Genomic DNA, 18,967 nt, shown 5'->3' on the forward strand with positions numbered 1-18,967 from the left:
TTGTAATACATTAATCCAGCGCTCGGTAGATCAATTTTTCATCGGACTCGCCTCTCGGGAAATCGTACAAATCTCCTCTATTCAAACGAGGCGGATATTGTACGTGGCCACTTGCTGAAAACTTACGCCATTTCGAGAATCTTGGGATGAAGCGTTAACGAACAAGTCTGTTCTTTTGCTAGTGAGCGTTTTTCCGTTGCAAGATCGTCCTATAGCAGACGTATCACATCGATCGTCAACCCCGTTAGTTTTTATGCTCTTGCAATAGACATCTGTGAGAAACGCTCAGTTAAAGGAGAGGCGTAACGCATTCTCCATGCTGGCCAGCTTGATTTGAGTTTCCTCATACTCATCTTCCGGTCGAGACCCATCGACGATCCCACACCCCGCAAACAAGTGACAATGCTCAGGCGTAATCAGTGCCGAACGCAGGGCCACCAGAAAATCTCCATTGCCTCTTGAGTCTAGCCAGCCCACCGGCGCCGCGTACCAGCCCCGATCAAAGCCTTCGTGATGCCGAATGAAGCTCATTGCTGTCGCGCCTGGCAAACCTCCGACCGCTGGGGTGGGGTGTAAGGCCTGGATGCCGTCCAGCAAGGTGTACCGCTCTTTGAGCTGCGCCCTGATCGGGGTGCTCAGATGCTGCACCGTGGCCAGCTTCAGGAGTTCGGGTTGGGGGGCAGCGTGCAGTTGGCTGACGATGCTGCTCAATCCCTGCTGGATGGTCTGCACCACCAATTGGTGTTCGTGCAACTCCTTGAGGTCCGCTAATAAGGCTGAGCCCACGTCCTGATCCTCCTTGGGAGTCACGGCGCGGCGAGCGCTACCCGCGAGGGCATGGGTGCTTAGATTGCCTTGCTGGCAACTGAGCAGCCGTTCCGGGGTTGCACCCATGAAACAGCTGTCTCCACGGTGGAGGGCGAAGAGGTGGGCTTGGCTGCGTCGCTCGTGCAGTCGGCGCATGACGGCACCGCTGTCAAGGGTGGCGTCCAGCTGATATTCGATGTGGCGGGCGAGCACCACTTTGCTCAGGTCGCCGCTGTCGATGGCCTGCAAGGCGTTGGCGACTTTGGCCTGCCACTGCGGCGCTGGTAATGCGTTGCGTTCGATAACCTGGGGGGGCGATGCCGGGGCGTGTGGGGAGGCGAATAGCTCTGCGTACGCCGCCAGACTGGCATGCGCCAGCACGGCTGGATCGCTGTCGGGTTCTACCACGCACTGGCATCGCAGCCAGCGGCCATCGTTGTCTTCGCTGAGAAGCCAATGGGCAAGGTGAAAACTGGCATCGGCAAACGGTGCCCAATGTTGCGCGCAAGGCTGCTGCGCGTCGAAACGCATGCCCCCCAGCAGCAGGGGTAGAAGGGGGCCGTCGAGCACCGCGTCGGCGCACAGCGCGAGCCATTGACGGTTCACGTCGGCCAATCGCTGGGCCCCCGCCGCTTCGATCTGCCAGGCGCAGCCCAGGCCGAACAGCGTTAGGGCTGGCGAATGAGCGCACCAGAAGAAGCCCTGCCGGTGCGTTTCGTAGAGCACCAGGGGATCCAGAGTTGGCGCGGGGTGTGAGCTCACGGCGACGACGGGGCGCTGATACTTCAGCGCGCACTGGTGAGCAGCTTCAAACGCGTTTAACAAGGCGGCTTTGTTCATACGGCCGTGCTCTTTTTCTGCAGCCAGAACGCCGTCTGTTCCGCGATGTACCAGTGGATGATCTGATTGAACAGGCCCTCGATGAATTCGCCGTCCAGACCGGCTTCCTGTGCCCATTGCCGGCGCTGCGGCAACATCGCCGCGACGCGGTCCGGTGCGGCGATACTGGCCTGGTCGGGCTTGAACGACGAGGCCGCCTTGACGTATTGCATGCGCAGCCCCAGGGCATCGATGATCTGCCGGTCGAGGGTGTCGATGGCGTGACGAATGTCCGGCAGGCCGGTGCAGTGTTTCGGGGTTTTCATACCGAGTCTCCTTGAAGATAGGCAGCGCGTTGCAGCAGGTGATGGATAACGGGGCGCGGCTGTTGCTTGAGGTAAAAATGGTCGCCGTCGAATAGGCGGATATCCGGGGTGTGCTTGCTCAGGTCCGCCCACGCCCGGGCCTGGTCCAGGCTGACGTCGGTGTCGGCCCGGGCCAGCAATACGTCGATTGGCGCCGTCAGCCGATCAAGCCGCGCCGGTCGCCAGGTCTCGATGGCCTGGTAGTCGCTGCGCAGGGTTGGCAGGAACAGTGCGCGCAGTTGCGGGTTGTCCCACAAGCCTGTGGCCTCGGCGTCCTGGCGCAGAATGTCGGCAATCAGCGCGGCGTCGTCCTGGCGGTGCAGGTCGCTGCACGGTTGCCGGTGCGGTGGCGGGTGGGCCGAGACAAACACATGTTCGGTGCCGAAACCTGCCGCCTCCAGACGCACACCGACGGCGTAGGCCAGCGCCGCGCCCATGCTGTGGCCAAACAGCCACAGCGGGCGGATGGGCAGGCTCAACAGGGCTTGGCTGATGTGCTCGGCCAGAGTGGCCAGGCACGCAATACGCGTCTCGTTGAACCGTTCTTCACGTCCGGGATACTGCACGGCCAGCAAGTCGATATCTCCCGGCAGGTGCGCCAGCCACGGGCGGAAGAAGCTCGCACTGCCGCCGGCGTGCGGCAGGCACACCAGGCGGGCGCGGGGGTGGTCGCCCTCACGCAATACACGCAACCACGCGGACAATTCGCCGTTCATAAGGCCTGCACCTGTTCCGCCAGCGCCTTGCGGTTGACCTTGCCCAGCCGTGTCAACGGGAACTCGCGCAGCACCTGCAAGCGATCCGGCAATTTGTAGGCGGCCAATCCTCGCTCGCGCAGCCAGGCGTTGATCGGTCCCAGCTCGACGTGTTCCGCGTGGGCCAGCACACAGGCGCAACTGCGCTCGCCCAGCAGCTCATCGGCCAAGGCCACCAGCGCGACATCGCGAATCAACGGATGGCCCAGCAGCAGATTCTCGATCTCTTCCACCGGGATTTTCTCGCCGCCGCGGTTGATCACATCCTTGGTCCGCCCCTCGACAATCAAATGGCCTTCGGGCAAGCGTCGCACCAGGTCGCCGCTGCGGTAGAAACCATCGGCAGTGAAAGCGCGCAGATTCTGCTCGTCGGCGTTGTAGTAGCCACGGATGGTGTAGGGGCCGCGCACCAGCAGTTCGCCCACGGCACCTGGCGCGACAGGAACGTCATCGGCGTCGACAATGCGAATCTCGTCATCGGCGGTCAGTGGCAGGCCCTGGGTTTCGAAGATGCGCGCTTGCGGGTCATCCAGCGGCGTAAAGCACAGTAGCCCTTCAGCCATGCCATAGACCTGTTGCAGCCCACAACCCAGGGCCGGGCCGATACGCGCGGCGATCTCGGCCTTGAGCCGCGCTCCCCCGACCTGCAGCCATTGCAGGCTGCTCAGGTCATGGTCGGACCATTGCGCCATTTCCAGCCACAGCAGCACCAGCGGCGGGATCAAGGCGGTATGGGTGATGCGTTCGCCCTCGATCAGTTCGAAGGTGGTTTCCGGGCTGGGCTCCGGCGCCAGCACGAGCGTAGCGCCGACACTGAACACTCCCAATGCGCCGGGTGAGGCCAAGGGAAAGTTGTGCGCCACCGGCAACGCCGCCAGGTAGCGGGTATGGCTGTTGAAGCCGCACGCGCGGGCCGCCAGGCGGGCATTACAGGCGTAGTCGTCATGGGTGCGTGGGATCAGCTTGGGCAGGCCGGTGGTGCCGCCGGACAGCAGCAGCACGGCGACTTCCCGTGAGTCCGGCGCGGGCAGCGCGCGAGGCTGAGCGACGCAGTCGCCCAGAGCAACGAATTCCTCGGCCGTCCCGACCACCCAGACCTGTTGCAGGCTCGGCGCCTGTTCACGCAGGGCGCGCGCCAGCGGTCGATAATCGAAGCCCAGGTGCCGATCGACGATCACGTAGGCCACGGCCTGGCTCAGGTCGGCCAGGTGGCGCAGTTCATGTTCGCGATGGGCCGGCAGGGCGAACACCGGAATCACACCCAGGCGCAGCAGGGCGAAGGTCAGGCTGAAAAACTCGGCGATGTTCGGCAGTTGCACCAGCACCCGCTGGCCGGCGCGCAGGCCCCGATCGGCGAGGCCGGCGGCCAGGCGGTCGGCCTGCAGGTCGAGTTCGGCGTAACTCCAACGCCGCTGACCGTCCACCAGCGCCTCTTTGTGCGGCGTGCGCTGCGCCTGCTCGCGCAACAACTGGCCCAGGGGGACGCCCTGCCAGTAGCCGTATTCGCGATAACGGCGGATAAAGTCGTCGGGCCAGTCGGTGCATCCATCAAGCATGGCAATCTCCTTGAGCGGTTGGGCACCCCAGCAAACGGGCGCCGTGCAGAGTCAGCGGGTGCGCCAGGCCAGCGATCTGCACAGCCTGTACGCCGGTGTAATCAGCCGCCTGGATACGCAGCAAAGGGTCGTCACCGGTCAGCAGGCTGAGGGCGGTGTGGTCGGCGGGGTTCACGCCCAGGTGGATCGCCGCGAGGCCCGTTGCACCGTTGGGGTGAATCATTCGGGGCGGATGCTGGGCCGGCTCATAGGGCGTGACGAGGAAGGGCAGGCGGTCATGGCGCGGGTAGACGAAACGAAAGCGCGTCTGGCTGCCATCCGCGCAGGTACGCCGCCAGTTCACCGGGCGGCCCATGGCCACGCCGCAGCCCGCAAGCCCCTTGAGGCGCGGCGCCAGGGCCGGGGTCTCGCACAGCAGCGCCAGGTCGCAGAAACCTTCTCCGTGGGCAGCCCAGCGCAACATCCGTCGTCCAGCGCCACGGCCGGCCAGGCAGTCGATGGGCCACTTGAACAGCCAGGCGTGACGCGGTGTGGTGAGCAATTCAATGATCGGCCCGTGGCTGAACCAGATATGCGCGTGTTGGGCGCGAGCCTCGGCGGTGGCGTAGGTCACTTCGAAACCGGCGGCGCGGAAATTCGCCACGGCCTGGTGCAAGTCGCGCACCCAAAGCAACACATGGCTGCAAGTGGAGGAGGATCGGGCAGTGTTCAAAACGGCAGCGCTCCCAACAGTTGGGCGGTGTCGTCACCGCGAGGCGGTTGCACGGCGCCGGCAAGGGCCTGGAGTTCGGCCAGCGGTAGCGCGCGGGGCACGGGCGGCTCAATCAAGACGGGCATGCCGATCAGGTTGTTCATTTCGCGCCACGCCATGGCCACTTCGGTGGCCCAGACGCCACTGCGCAGACGCCGCGACGGTTCATCGATGTCGCGGCATAACTCGTCCAGGGCGATGCTGACCGCGTCGGGCCAGACCTGATTGAACACCTGCTGGTAGCTCTTGGGCACCTGCGGATCGAGCATCACCATCGTCGGTCCGGCGAGCCGTTCGCTGCCCGGCCCGGTCATGATCAGGCGGTCGGTGCTGTCCCTTGAGGCGTGCAGGCGCGGGTTCCACAGCACCGGGCCGTGGGTGTCGGCCAGGCTCAGCACCCCGGCTTCACAGCCGACTTCGAGGCGATGAAGCAAGAACGAGTGGTTGTCGGGGTCCTTGGGGTGCACTTGGTTCTGCACCCGCAAGCTGATGGGTACGCCATTGAAACGGGCATCGAGCCGCGTGAAGGGTTGCCCCGCGAACGCAGGGGCGGGTGCCGCGAACGTCCAAGGCCGCAGACCACCGGCCAAGCGCCCGAGAATATCCAGCAGGGGATAGGCCACCTGGCTGTTGCAGGCAGCCTCGATGTACGCCAACCCCTGGTGATCGTGCAGGTAAGCGGCCACTGCGAGAAAACGCCGGATCGCCAGGATATTCGGGTACAGCGTATTCACCGCATAGGCGGCTTGGCCCTGGCGTGCGGCCTGCATGCACACGGCGATTTCGCGGTGGTGCACCGGGTGCTCCTGCAATACGTGGATGCCACGGTGCAGAAGTTGTTGGGCCAAGTCACCGCCGACGCCCCCGGTTGCGCCGGAGCGCACCACCACGCAGGCGATATCGACGTCATCCGGCACCTGTTCGACGGTCTCGTACAGCGCCACTCCATAATGCTCGGCGCAGGCCCGTGAGTAGGCATTGCCACGCGACAGGATGCCCACGAGCTGGTAGCGGTCATGGGCGCGGGCCAGGGCCTGCAGGTAGATGCGACCGAATGCGGTGCCGGCCACGATCACGCGTTTACGCACAGGAATGCTGTTCATGGCCAGGTCTCCGGGAGGCGAGCCCACAGGGCCAGCGTGTGGTCGTCGGGCAACTGGTCGGGCAGTTCGAGGGACAGGGCGGGTTCCTCGAGGTGCGCGGCCAATGCCGCGCGGCTCAGCCGCTGGGCAGGTACCTGGGCGACGAAGACGCGATGGCCCAGCCGCGCCAGTGGGTGCCCGGTGGCGGGCAGGCTGCGGTTGCCCTGGAACCCGGCCCTGGCCAGCGCGGTTTGCCACTGCGCGAGGTTGAGGAAGGTGGCGCTGCTGTACTGACGTTCATCATCGGCCTGGTTGAGCATGAAGGCCTGTGATGCCATCACCCAGAACTCCTCCTGCGTGGGTTCGCTGAACACCAGCCAGCCGCCCGGCTTGAGCAAGGCGAACAGGGTCGCCAGGGAGCGCTCGGTGTCGCGCGCGGCATTGAGCACGCCACCGGCGATGATCAGGTCCCAGCTCTGGCTGCGATAACCCTGGGCCAGGGCGGGGCGGTCGATGTCGAACACGCCGTGGCGAACCCATGGCCAGGCGTGCAGACGCTTGGCGGCCTGCTCGCAGAAATAGCGCGACACGTCGGTGCATAGGTAGTCCACCGAAGCATTTACCAGGGCGGGCAATACTGCGTGGGTGGTAGCGCCGGTACCGGCACCGACTTCCAGCACGCGCAACGGTACGCCGGCCGGTTGGTGCGCGGCCCAGACTCCCACCCAATGGGCTACGGCGCGATGCTGGTACTGCGCCGCCAGGCTTTCGCGGTACAACGCCGCCGCGCGTTCGGTGCGCCCCTGCGGAAATAGCAGGTGCACGGCCGCACAGTCGCCGCGCATCAGCGCCGGCAATTGGCGCGCATTCTCTCGAGCATATTCGAGGGTGCCGCTGCCTCCGGTGTTGCGCGTCCAGTCCAGGGTCAGTTGCGTCCAGATACCCTCGAGGGCTTCGTCGCCCCAGGTGCTGGCGTCAAGAGTGGGATGTAATCGGGTGCTTTCGCGGCGCAACAGGCCTTGCCCTTGCAACACATCCAGCCAGCGTGCGATCAGCGCGCGGTGACCCGGCGCGATGCCGCCATGTGCCAGCGCTCGGGCGACATCGTTCAGCGGTGCGGGCAGCAGGCCGCAATGGTCCAGGCCGTTGAGCATCGACAATAACGCGGCGTGGCCCAACCGATCGTTGAGTCGTGCCGCTTCGACGAGTCGTTCGGTGGAAAACTGCTGATTGAGGGCGGCTTCAGTTTCATCGAGGTGATCCTCGACCCATGCTGCCTCGCAAGGGTGAGGCACGGCGAACAGGGTCTGGCCGTGCAGCGCGACGCTGTTCACGTCGGGATGCCCAAGGGCACGCTCGCGCCAGCGCTGCTGCTCGAGCTTGACGCTGACCAGGTCGCGCCAGTCGCCAAGGGTCTCCGTAAACCCCTGGACGCGGCAATTGAGCTGTGCCGCCGCGCGTTCGGCGAGTTGCCAGTCGCCCGGTTGCGCCGTGACGAACAGCAGCTGTTCCAGGTGGCTCAGATCGGTCAACGGCAGCGCGGGGAAGTCCAGCAGCCGTTCCAGCTGTTCGGCATTCATGACCGCCACGGCGGGGCGCTGGCGTTCGATGATCGCCAACAGGCGTGCCGGGGAGCGCTGGTGAGTACCCAGGTCGGTCAAGGCAGGCAAATGCCATGGAAACGTGCCGACGGGCAGAGCAGTCAGCAGAATGTCAACGTGCAGCGTCATCAAGAAGCTCCTACGGCGTGAAACAAACGTTGCCCGGCGGCCGCCAGCGGGTCGGTTGCGGCGGGCCATACTTCGAGCAACTGGAAACCTTGGGCCTGCAAGGCCTGGCGCCATGCATCGGGCGTGATGAAGACCTCATCGGTATCGCGCAACGTCGCACCGGCGGGCGGTGATAGCAACAGGTGCATGAAGGTCAACATGGCCGGGTTGTCCGCAATGGACTCACTGAACAACAGGCTCCCGCCGTCTCGCAGGCAAGCACGAATCTGCCCGAGGCTGCGGGGCAGATCGCGGGCGTTGTGCAGCGTATTGCCAGCGACCACCAGGTCCTGGCTGCGCGCCGCGATGCCTTGTCCGGCGAAGTCTTTATCAAGGTCGAGCAAGCCGAAGTGCATCCCCGGCTCCAGGCGAAACTGGCGCTGGGCCGCGCTGGTGAAAAGCGCACTGATGTCGGTAAAGCGATAGTCCTTTTCGCGTTCCTGCAACGCTGCAAGCACGGCGCGAGTGGTGCAGGCGGCACCGCCCCCCAGCTCCAGCACCCGCAACTCATTGCCGTGGACCGCGGTTTCGCCCGCCCGTGTCGCGAGGGCCTGATTGATCGCCGCGGTGAAGTGGTTGTGCTGGTAAACCCCGAGCACCGCGACGGGGTCACCCGATTGCAACAGCAACGGTGCCAGGGTGAGTTGATCGCGCAACAGGTCAGGCAAGCATTCGATGACCTGGCGGTGCAGGGTGGCCATGTTGGGCGGGAAGCCCAGTTCCGCGTACAGCTCGGACAGGTTTTCGACGGCGGCCTTGGGGGGCGTGTCCTGCCAGGCGAGGTGTTCAGCGTCTTCGCCCAGCGCCCCGGCGCGGGTCAGCGCCGCCAGCCAGCGCCGTACGATCCAGGCATGGCGGGGCGCTGTACCTAACGCTTGGTTGATCTGCCCGGCGCTGCGCCAGGCCTGCAATGGCAAGGCCCGGGTGTCCAGCAACACCTGGGCCATCACCCCCAGGCTCAGGTGTTCGAGTTCGTTCAGAGCGTTGTTCATAGGCAACCTTCTTCGACGCTGTGCAGGTGATCGAGTGGGCCGTGCAGCAGGTTCAGGGCACGGATCGCCGAGGTGCGTTGCAAGCGTTCAAGGCTGACGGCGGGCGGCAATACCTGGGCGGCGTAATGGCAGCCGGTGCTGATTTCACCGTGCGCCACGCTGACCACCGTGGCCGCCGCCATTGCACCGGTCAGCGCCGCATTGCCTGCACCGCTGAGCACCAGGCTGCAGGTGCGCGCCTGGCCGTTCCACAGCCCGTCGAGCTGCAGCAACAACGTGACGAAGGGGGCCTGGCCGCTGAGGTCCAGCAGGCTGGCCTCGCACAACCGCCGAACCGCTTCGGCGCGCGGCAGGCTATGGGCCAGGTCCAGCGCCTTGAGCACATGCCCATCGGTGATCACGTTGAACCATTGGCCGACATCCAGGCGCAGGTCCATCGCCAGGCGTTCGCCTTCCTGGTTCAAATAGGGCAACACGTGAACCTGGCCGGGGAAACACGGCAGCAGCACGTCGCGGCTGCGGCGTAGCGCTCGGCTGCATCGGCCGTTGCGCCAGGCCGCCAAGGGTTCGTTGGTGCCATCCACCGCGCCTTGCAGGAAATCATCGGCGGCCACGGCGGTGAAGTGGTCACGCAAGCCGAAATAGCTGGTCAGTTCGAGGACTTGGGTGAAGGCTTGCTCGGCCAGCCAGCGCGGCAACAAACCGGTGAGCCCCGGTTGCAGACCGGCACCGAGGACGGCGCAACGGTTGCGCCATTGATGTGGGGCACGTGTCATCTCGCCGGCCGCATCCACGTAATGCGCATCGGCTTGCAGCGCCGCCCGTGCGGCACGGTCCGCCAGCCGCCAAGAGGGGCCGGCGCAGTTGAGCAGCACGTCGCAGCCGCGGGCGAACCCGGTCAGGGCAGGGGCATCATTGAAATCCACCGCCGTCCATTGCAACCGGGCGTCGGGCCATTGCTGCTGCAGCGATGCCAGGCAGCGCGCACCGTTGCCTGGATCGCGCCCGCCCAGGCGAAGCTCGTTCACGCCCAGGCTCAACAGCGCCCGAGCGCTGGCCAGACCGACATCGCCACTGGCGCCCAGCACACCGATCAGCATGGCTGGGCCTGCGCATTCAGGCGCCAGCCACCGGCGCGCTGGCGATCACGCCAGAACCCGGCGTAACGTCCGTCGAGGGCCAGCAGTTGCGGGTGAGTGCCGGCTTCCACGAGGCGGCCCTGGTCCAGCACCAGAATCTGGTCGGCGGCCATGATGGTCGGCAGGCGATGGGCGATGACCATTACCGTCGAGCTTTGCTTCAGGCTACGAATCGCCGCCTGTACAAAGGCTTCGTTGTGCGGATCCAGTGCGGCCGTGGCTTCATCCAGCAGCACGATCGGGGCGCGCTTGAGCAGCGCCCTGGCCAGGGACACCCGCTGGCGCTCGCCGCCGGACAGCGCCGCGCCGCCTTCGCCCACTGGGGTGAGCCAGCCTTGGGGCAGGCGCGCGACAATTTCATCGACGCCGGCGAGGCTCGCTGCCTCAGCCACCTGTTGCGCACTGGCGTCCGGCTTGCCGACGCGGATATTGGCTTCGAGGCTATCGTCGAACAGGTAGACGTCCTGCATCACCAGCGACAGTTGCGCCATCAAGGCCTCATTGGACAGTTCGCGCACATCGACGCCGCCGACCTTGACGTGGCCCTCGGTCACATCGAAAAAACGCATGAGCAGACGCGTGACGGTGGTCTTGCCTGAACCCGAGGCGCCGACAATCGCCGTCATTGAATGGGTCGGTGCGTGGAATGTCAGGTCGCGCAGCACTGTCGGGCCACTGGCGTAGGCGAAACTGACGTGTTCGAAGGCAAAGCTGCCGGGTTCGCTCAACGGCTGACTGACCTGTGGTTGCGGCAATGGCGGCTCGCGCAGGATGCTGACCAGTTGTTCCAGGTCGTTGCCGGCCATGCGCAACAGCCCGCTGCGTGCCGCCGCCTCGGCCAGTGGCCCGACAAAACGCGCCGCGAGGGCGAGCAGGGCAACCAATTGAATGGCGTCGATGTCGCCTCGGGCAGCGAGGGCGATACCCACGCCCACCAGCAGCGCGAAGGCCAATTGCACGGCCAGGCCGCCGGCCAGCAATTTCGGAAAGGTCTGGGACACCATGGAACCGCCGGCCTGCTTCTGCGCCAGGTTGGCCGCCTGCAACGGCGCGTATCCCTCCTGGGTCCGGCCAAAGGCCCGCAGCACTTGCTGGTAGCGAGCGAACTCCACCACTCGGTTACCGGCGAGGGACGCGGCGGCTTCGACCCGGGCATCGTTGTGGCCGATGGCATCGGCTGACCATCGATGGGTGAAGTAGATCAGCGGTGCGCACAGCACAGCGGTCAGGCCCAGGCGCCAGTCGAAGATGAACAGGGTCAGTGCGACCGTGGCCGGCACTACCACCCCGCAAACCACCGGCCCCAGGTAATGCGCAAACAAGCCGGTGACCATCAACGTGCCGCTGGTGGCGCTGCGCGACAGGCGCCCGACTTTCTCCGAGTTGAACCAGCCCAGGGGCAGGTTGGCCAGATGTTGGCCGAGGCGATCATGCAAAGTGGTCAGCACGACCAGTGCGAGCGCAAAGCCTTTCATCGCCTGCTGGTAATGGGCGATGCAGGTCAGCGCGGCCATCGCCGCGAGGCCGGTCAGCCACGCCATCGCCGTGGACAGGTCACCGGCAAACAATGCGTGCAGGATCGGCACCAGCAGTGCTACGGCCAGGCCTTGCAGCACGGCGCTGGTCACCAGCCACGCGAGGTATCGATAGAGGCGCGCGGCATGCGCCGGCCCCAGTAAAGTGACAAGACTGCGGATCACAGGGACATCTCCAGCTCGGGGGCTGAGCGCTTGGCGCCGGCGCGCCACAGGCGGGCATAGGCGCCGTTGGCCTGAAGCAGGGAATCGTGACGACCGCTTTCCAGCACGCGACCCTGGTCGAGGACGACGATCTGGTCCACCCCGCTGATACTGGACAGGCGGTGGGCGATCACCAGCACCGTGCGACCCCGGGTCAGGGCCGACAGTGCGTCCTGGATCAGCGCTTCGGATTCGGGGTCGGCGTGGGAAGTAGCCTCGTCGAGGATCAGCACCGGCGTGTCGGCCAACAAGGTGCGGGCGATGGACAGGCGCTGCGCTTCACCGCCGGAGAAAATCGCATCCTCGCCGATCACCGATTGATAGCCACGGGGCAGGGCCTGGATGCGCGAGTGGATCTGCGCCGAGCGGGCCGCCATCTCCATCTTTGCAGCGCTGGCATCGGGGCGGCCCAGGCGCAGGTTTTCGGCCACGGTCCCGTGCACCAGTTGCGCGTCCTGCAAGACGAAACCGACCTGCTTGTACAGTTGGCGCGGATCGATCTCTCGTACATCGACACCGCCGACCCGTACGCCGCCGGCGTTGACGTCGTGAAAGCGCGGTACCAGTTTGGCCAGGGTCGATTTGCCCGCGCCGGAGGCTCCGACCAGGGCGGTTACGCTGCCGGCCGGGCAGTGCAGATCGACGCCGTTGAGGATCGGGTGCCCGGCATCGTAGCCGAACTGTACCTGTTCAAAAGTGATGTCGCTGCCCTGGGGCTGCTTGCTGACGTTCGGCGCGGGCAGCTCTTGAACCGTGAGCAGCGCTTCGATGCGGTCGGCAGCGGCCAGGGCGGTGCGTTGCGCGGTCAGGCTCTGATTGATCACCAACAGTGACTGCGGAATCACCACCGCCACCAGGGTCTCGGCAAACAATTGCAGCGGCGTGATCCAGCCTTCGGCCAGCAACAGGCTGCCCACCCCCAGGCTTGCCAGCAGAATCACCGGGACGCTCAAGGCCATCGAGGAAAGCGCTTCCAGACGCAGCAGCGGCTTGACCCAACCGGCGTATTGTTCGCTGAACTGGTTGACCGCCCGTTGATAGCTGCGATGGGCCTGGCCTACCTGGCCGAATGCCTTGACCACGGCAATGCCGTGGACAAACTCGACGATCGCGGCGCTGACCCGGCTCATGCTCTTGTCCAGCAACTGCATCTTCGCGCCGAAGCCACGCATCATCAGGGCATAGGCCAGTGCATACACCGGCAAGGTCAGCACCGCCAGTAATGCCAGGCGCCAGTTCAGCGTGGCCAGCCATACCAGCCCCGCCAGGGGCGTGACGATTGCCGCGGTGAGTTCCACCGCATGGTGGGCGACCAGGTGATGGAGGTCTTCCAGATCGTCCTGGACCACTTTGCGCACCGCGCCCGAAGTGGTGTCGGTGTACCAGCCCAAGGGCACCCGCCCCAGCTTGTGCACCATGGCTTCGCGCAGGCTGGTTTGCAGGCGATGGTCCGCCAGGTGGGTCAACCACAGCGCCACCCCGTTGGCCATCCAACCCAGGCTCAGGGCGATCACCACCAGCGCGGCCCAGCGCCACAAGGCCTGACTGTCGACGCTGCCGGCCAGCAGCAACCGACCCAGTTCGGTCAGCCCGATGAAGGGCACCAGGTTGACCAGCGCGCCGACCGCGGCAAACGCCACGCCGATGCGGATCAGGCGGTTGACCGGACGTTTGAGGGTATCCAGAGCGCTCTTCATGAGTTCTTCCGTAGGGCTTCCAGCAAGTGTGCGGTGACGGTGTGGACGTAAGGCGGTTCGATCACGCTGAAATGGTTGCCTGGCACATCGATCAATTCGAACTGCCCCAGGCACGCGTCTTCCCAGAACGGCGCCGCCAAGTGGCCAACGCCGCCGGTGATACCGAACGATTGCTGCTCCAGGCAGCGCAGGTAGGTCATGTTGCCGAGGAACGGCGGCGGGTCGAACCGTGCCGCGCGCATGCTGTGACGACACACGCGAAACAACGTCGGCACCAGCTCCGGACCGATGGGCACCCCGGCCTGGCCCGACGCCAGGCGCGCATACTCGGCCAGGCGTTCTTCCTGGCTGCGCGCCGATTGTTGCTGCACCGCCAGCGCGAGGGCCTCCAGGCCCGAGTCGCCGCTTAACGAAGCCATGGCCCCGGCTGGTACGCGGCGATTGTCACGGGCCATCAACAGATCGATGGCGCGGTACACGTCATAGTCTTCAATGTGCGCGCCGAATACGGTCTTGACCGGGTCCAGGTTCAGGTTGGGTACGAAGATCGCCTCGTAGGCCAGCTCTTCGTCGGTGTCGATGAACATCGGAATACTGTCGATCAGACTCAAGTCCACCACGTCCATGCCGCGTTCGAGCAGGCGCCGGGCAACCTCGGTGGCAAGCAGCCCGCCGAGGCAGTAACCGATCAACTGGAAGCGCTGGTGACCGTCGGCTATCAAGCGTTCGGCGTAGTCTTGGGCCACGCTTTCGATCAGGTGCTTGGGCTCCAGCGCCAGGTAGCGTTCAGTGTCGGCCACGGCAAAGCCGATCACCGGCCCGGCCTGTTGTTCGGCAAGGGCGCGGCCCAGGTGTTGGAAGTAGTCCAGGGTGCCGAGGGCGGCGTGGAACATCACCCGCACCGGGCCGACCTCGCCACCGCCAAACGGCACCACCAACGCGTTGCTGCTTGATGAACGCTGGGCTTCGCCGCTAGCAGCAGTGGGGGCAGGTGCGCTTTCGCCGTGGTTGAGCAGGCGCGCCAGGGCGGCGACATTCGGCTCGTTGAGCATCTGCCGCAGCAGTGTGTCGTAACTCAAGCCCTGGGCCTGGGGCAGTTGTTCACGCAGTTGTCCGGCGACCCGGGCGAGGATCAGTGAGTCCGCGCCTTTTTCATAGAAACTGTCGTTGACGCCAATCTGCGTCAAGCCCAAGGCCTCGGCCCATAACCGGCAAAGCTCGGCTGTGAGAGGATCACTCGGCGTCGCCTGGTCATTGGATGCCTGGGCATCGACTGCGGGACGCAAGCCGGCCAGAGTCTTGCGGTCGATCTTGCCGTTGGCAGTCAATGGCAAGTGGTCAAGCACTTGCAGGTGCGCCGGCAGCATGTAATCGGGCAAGCGCTGTGCCAGGGCGCGGCGCAGGCTGTCGACACCCAGGCGCCGATACCCGGCCTTGAAACGGGCGGCGAACACCTGCATGCCGAGGGTGGCCAGCGGATGATCGGCCTGGGGCAGGGCGGGCAGGCATTCTCCACCGAACGCCTGGATCCGCGCCTGCCAGGTTTCGGCGTCGCGCAAACCGCTGCGACCCAGGTCGTGGTCGCCGTTGACCGGGGTCATCATGAAGCCCTGGGTCAGCAGGATCGGCGGCCATTCGCCGGTGGGTTCGCTGAACACCAACCAGCCACCGGGGCTGAGCAATTCGGTGATCCGGGCGAGGGCTTGGTCGACGTCCTTGATGCTGTTGAGCATGCCCGCGCAGAGCACGACATCGGCGCTGTTGCTGACCAGCCCTTGGGGCCGGATGTCCTGGTCGATGTCGAGCACGCCGTAACGCACCCAGGCGTGCTCGGCAAAACGTTGTTTGGCCGCCGGCAGGAAAAAGGCGGTCATGTCGGTGAACAGGTAATCGACATCCAGGCCATCGAGCAGGCCGATCACGGGCGCGCTGGTGGCCCCGGTACCGGCACCGATTTCCAGGATGCGCAGCGGACCGTCGCCGTCATGGTGGGTGGCGAGGCGATTGATCAGTGCCGCGATGCTGTGATTGTTGTAGCGCGAGATGGCGTCCCCGCCGTACAGCTGCAACGCCAGGTCCTGTTGGCCCTGGGGGAACAGCAAGTCGAATGGATTGACCTCGCCCTTGAGCAGTTGCGGCAATTGCCAGACATGGTTGAGCTGGTAGTCGAACAGCGCCTGGCTGCACAGCCCCGAGGCGACCGCCTGTTCCACCCGCCCCCAGGCCAGTGCCGGCTCTGGCACGGGTTGCGCCAGTCGATAGCGGGACTGTTCCAGTTGTAGCAGGCCCGCCTCGCACAGCGAGCCCAGCCAGCGCCGCACCAACCAGTGATGGCGCGGCTGTGCCTGCAAGGCGTTGAGAATGGCCGGCGCATCGGGTTCGGCCAGCTCGGCGCTGAACAAGCTGGCCTTGAGCATCACCTCCAGCATCGAGCTCAGCGCCGCAACCTTGAGGTCCGACTGATAATCACGAACGCCTTGTGCATCGAAGGTGCCGACCTGGCTGTCGGCAAAACGATTGATCGTCGTGAGCAACGACGCGTCCGGCAGTGGTTCTGGCGCTGTCCGCGCAGCGGTGACGAAGGCCATCAGGCTGCGCTCGCCGGATGCTTCACCGCTGACCAGGCTGATGGCGCTGTCCACGCCGGGCGTGGCGAGCAAGGCCGCGTCGATCTCGCCCAGTTCAACGCGGTGCCCGCGAATCTTCACTTGGCCGTCTTCACGACCGAGGAACTCCAGTTCGCCACCCGGCAGGTAGCGTCCACGGTCGCCCGTGCGATACAGGCGCTGACCGTCAACGGGATGGGCGAAGAACCGCGCCTCGCTCAGCGCCTGATCGCCGAGGTAACCCTGGGCCAGGCCGACACCGGTGATATACAGGTCACCGGGCACCCAGGTCGGGGCGTCGCGCCATTGGCTGTCGAGCACGCGAAAGCCCTGGTTGGCCAAGGGCAGGCCATAAGGAATGCTGCGCCACGCCGGGTCAATCGCGCCGATCGGGTGCAGGTTGGACCAGATCGATGCTTCGGTCGCGCCACCGAGGCCGACCAGGGCCAGGTCGGGCAGCAGCTGTTGGAGTTGCGGCGGCAGGTTCAGCGGGATCCAGTCACCGGACAACAACGCCAGGCGCAGGCTGTCCAGCGGCCGCGGTTCGGCATGCAAGTAATGAGCGAGCATGTGTAATTGCGCAGGCACCGAGTTCCATAACGTTACCTGGTGGCGCTGTATCAGCTCGGCCCAGTGCGACGGGTCGGCGCCACGGGCCGGGTCGGGCAGCACCAGTGCGCCACCGACGGCGAGGGGGCCGAAGAGATCGTACACCGACAGGTCGAAACTCAACTGTGCCAACCCCAGCACGCGATCACTGGCGCTGAGCTGAAAGCGCCGATTGATGTCCTGCACGGTATTGAGAGCGGCGCGATGGCTGATCATCACGCCTTTGGGATCGCCCGTGGAGCCGGAAGTGAAGATCACGTAGGCGAGGTCATCGGGGCTGCCGTCGACCGCTTTGAAGTCGGCTGGAGCCGGCGCCAGTTGATCCACCAGATGCCAGTGCAGACCATCGGGCAGCGGCGTGTTGGGCAGCGCGTGAGACTGGCCGAGCACGTGGCGCACCTGGGCGCTGCGTAGCACGCGGTCGCGGCGGGCGGGCGGGGCGTTGCTGTCGAGCGGCAGGTAGGCGGCTCCGGCAAGCAATACACCGTAGGCCGCCACGACCTGGTCGAGGCCTTTGGGCATAAGGATTGCCACTGGTTCTTCGGCGGCGCAACCGGCCTGGCGCAAGGTGGCGGCGACGGCCAGGGCGCGTTCGACGAGTGCGGCGTAGGTCAGGCTGCCGTTGGCGTCGATCACCGCCAGAGCCTGCGGATGTGCAGCGGCCATGGCCAGCAGGCCGTCGTGTAAACGACCGGTAGGCAGCGGCGCGGCGGTGGCATTCGCCGCCAGGCGCTCGCGCTGTTGCCAGGCCGGCAGGGGCACGTGCATCGGTTGCTCCCAGGCGATCGGGTCCAGGGCCAATTGTTGCAGTTGGGCCAGGAATGCCTGCTGCATGTCATCGATCAACCCATCGGGGAACACGCCTTGGCGCACGTCCCAATGGATGTGCAAACCGTGATGGTCATCCATCACTTGGCAGTCGAGGGTGACCTGCGGGGTCTGGGTAATGCCGTGGCCCACCCGACGCTGGCTGGCCGCCAGTGGTTCGATCGCCAGGCCGATGGCGCTGGTGAACACCACCGGCATGACCGCGGCTTCACGGCCACGACGGCGGCCGATTTCGCGCATCACTTCAATACCGGAAAACAATCGGTGCTCCAGGTCCGCAAACAGCTGGCTGCCCAATTGGCGGGCCTGCTGGCTGAAATCCTGGCCTTGGGGATCGTTGACCTGCAGCAGGCTCACGGAGGTGAAGTCGCCCACCAGCCGATCCACCTGCGGATGCAACGGCAAGCGGTTGAGCAGCGTCAGGTTGAGGCTGAAGGCGGGGCGCTGGCTCCAGCGTTGCAGGGTGCCTACATAGGCGGCGAGCACCGCAATGGAGGGCGTCAGGCCGCGTTCGCTGGCGACTTTTTTCAGGGCGTTCCAGTGTGGCTGGTCGAGCTGCGCGCAGTGCCGTTGGAAGCGCGGCATGGCCGTGTCGTCGCCACTCAGGGGCGCGGGCAGTTGCGGTGCGGCGGGCAAGTCGTCGACGCGCGCCAGCCAATATTCGCGGTCGCGTTGATGGCGGCTGCCTTCGAGCAGGCCACGCTCGGCCAGCAGATAGTCGCGGAAGGTGATGTCCAGGGGCGGCAGGGCGGCTTGGGGATCGTCCAGCAATTGCTCCAACTCATTGAACAGCAACTGGGCGCTGGCCCAGTCGGCAATCAACGAGTCCATGGAAAAATGCAGGGTGTCGCCACTCTCGCTGCGGCTCATGCGCAACTCGAACAGCGGCCATTGATCAGTGGGGTAGAGCTTCTGCTCCATGGCTTGGCGGATCTGTTGCACGGCGTGCTGACGCTGTTCGCCCGTGGCGTGACGCAGATCTGTGACGGCCACGCAATACGGGCCGACTTCGGCGAGGACACGTTGCGAGCCTTCACTGGCAATCACCGCGCGCAACATGTCGTGGCGCTCGATCAGACGGTTCCACGCGTTTTCCACCTGTTGCGGGTCGAGCGCCGGCCAGCTCAGTTCCAGGTAACCGTGGCAGGCCACGTTGCCGTAGCCAAATGAAGATTGACGGCCCAAAAGGTAGGCGTTCTGCACGTCGGTGAGCGGGAAGGGGGAGTGGTGGTTTGCCGGGTCAGCCTGGACCAACGGCCGTTCCTGTACTTCGAGCAGGTGCAGGATCTGTTCTTTGTGCTCGCGCAGTTGTGCCATTCGCTCGGCATTGAGCAGGCCTTGCGGGGCGCGGAATTTCAGTTGTCCGTCCTGGGGCCAGAGTTCGACGCCCAGGGACTTGAGTTCACTTAACAGTTTGGCGGCGGGCATGGATACAGCTCCTGGAGAAAAGGGA

12 protein-coding genes are annotated in these 18,967 nt (G+C 65.3%); all 12 read right to left on the minus strand.

Annotated features, from left to right (window positions below):
• Positions 1–285 precede the first annotated feature (285 nt).
• From BLU76_RS04510 to BLU76_RS04565, 12 genes are read right to left on the minus strand one after another with little or no spacing between them, the layout of a single operon-like run.
• Complete coding sequence (locus BLU76_RS04510; RefSeq protein ID WP_092150949.1) at positions 286–1,647, minus strand: isochorismate synthase; 1,362 nt, start codon at positions 1,645–1,647, stop codon at positions 286–288.
• Complete coding sequence (locus tag BLU76_RS04515) at positions 1,644–1,952, minus strand: isochorismate lyase (protein ID WP_092150946.1); 309 nt, start codon at positions 1,950–1,952, stop codon at positions 1,644–1,646. Before BLU76_RS04515 ends, BLU76_RS04510 begins: the two co-directional genes overlap by 4 nt.
• Positions 1,949–2,707 carry a thioesterase II family protein gene (locus BLU76_RS04520; protein WP_092150943.1) on the minus strand — a complete coding sequence of 253 codons (759 nt, stop codon included), beginning with the start codon at positions 2,705–2,707 and terminating at the stop codon, positions 1,949–1,951. The genes BLU76_RS04515 and BLU76_RS04520 overlap by 4 nt, the downstream gene beginning before the upstream one ends.
• On the minus strand, positions 2,704–4,302 hold the full coding sequence (locus tag BLU76_RS04525) for a (2,3-dihydroxybenzoyl)adenylate synthase (RefSeq protein WP_092150940.1): 1,599 nt from the start codon (positions 4,300–4,302) through the stop codon (positions 2,704–2,706). Before BLU76_RS04525 ends, BLU76_RS04520 begins: the two co-directional genes overlap by 4 nt.
• Entirely contained in the window at positions 4,295–5,014 is a 720-nt protein-coding gene (locus tag BLU76_RS04530; RefSeq protein ID WP_092150937.1) for a VOC family protein, read from the minus strand. The genes BLU76_RS04525 and BLU76_RS04530 overlap by 8 nt, the downstream gene beginning before the upstream one ends.
• The gene (locus BLU76_RS04535; protein WP_092221600.1) at positions 5,011–6,156 is read right to left on the minus strand and encodes a Gfo/Idh/MocA family oxidoreductase; all 1,146 of its coding nucleotides are present in this window, start codon (positions 6,154–6,156) and stop codon (positions 5,011–5,013) included. The genes BLU76_RS04530 and BLU76_RS04535 overlap by 4 nt, the downstream gene beginning before the upstream one ends.
• On the minus strand, positions 6,153–7,865 hold the full coding sequence (locus BLU76_RS04540) for a methyltransferase (protein WP_256572634.1): 1,713 nt from the start codon (positions 7,863–7,865) through the stop codon (positions 6,153–6,155). The genes BLU76_RS04535 and BLU76_RS04540 overlap by 4 nt, the downstream gene beginning before the upstream one ends.
• Entirely contained in the window at positions 7,865–8,896 is a 1,032-nt protein-coding gene (locus tag BLU76_RS04545) for a class I SAM-dependent methyltransferase (RefSeq protein ID WP_092150931.1), read from the minus strand. The genes BLU76_RS04540 and BLU76_RS04545 overlap by 1 nt, the downstream gene beginning before the upstream one ends.
• Positions 8,893–9,996, minus strand: coding sequence for a saccharopine dehydrogenase NADP-binding domain-containing protein (locus tag BLU76_RS04550; RefSeq protein WP_092150928.1), 1,104 nt, complete (start codon positions 9,994–9,996; stop codon positions 8,893–8,895). The genes BLU76_RS04545 and BLU76_RS04550 overlap by 4 nt, the downstream gene beginning before the upstream one ends.
• A complete protein-coding gene (locus BLU76_RS04555; protein ID WP_092150926.1) occupies positions 9,990–11,735 on the minus strand; it encodes an ABC transporter ATP-binding protein in 1,746 nt (581 codons plus the stop codon). The genes BLU76_RS04550 and BLU76_RS04555 overlap by 7 nt, the downstream gene beginning before the upstream one ends.
• Positions 11,732–13,471 (minus strand): ABC transporter ATP-binding protein, encoded by a 1,740-nt coding sequence (locus BLU76_RS04560; protein WP_092150923.1) that lies wholly within the window; start codon positions 13,469–13,471, stop codon positions 11,732–11,734. Before BLU76_RS04560 ends, BLU76_RS04555 begins: the two co-directional genes overlap by 4 nt.
• Positions 13,468–18,942 carry a non-ribosomal peptide synthetase gene (locus tag BLU76_RS04565; protein ID WP_092221602.1) on the minus strand — a complete coding sequence of 1,825 codons (5,475 nt, stop codon included), beginning with the start codon at positions 18,940–18,942 and terminating at the stop codon, positions 13,468–13,470. The genes BLU76_RS04560 and BLU76_RS04565 overlap by 4 nt, the downstream gene beginning before the upstream one ends.
• Between the last annotated feature and the right edge of the window lie 25 nt (positions 18,943–18,967).

This window comes from Pseudomonas sp. NFACC08-1 (assembly GCF_900106735.1).
GTDB classification, from domain to species: Bacteria; Pseudomonadota; Gammaproteobacteria; order Pseudomonadales; family Pseudomonadaceae; genus Aquipseudomonas; species Aquipseudomonas fluorescens_Q.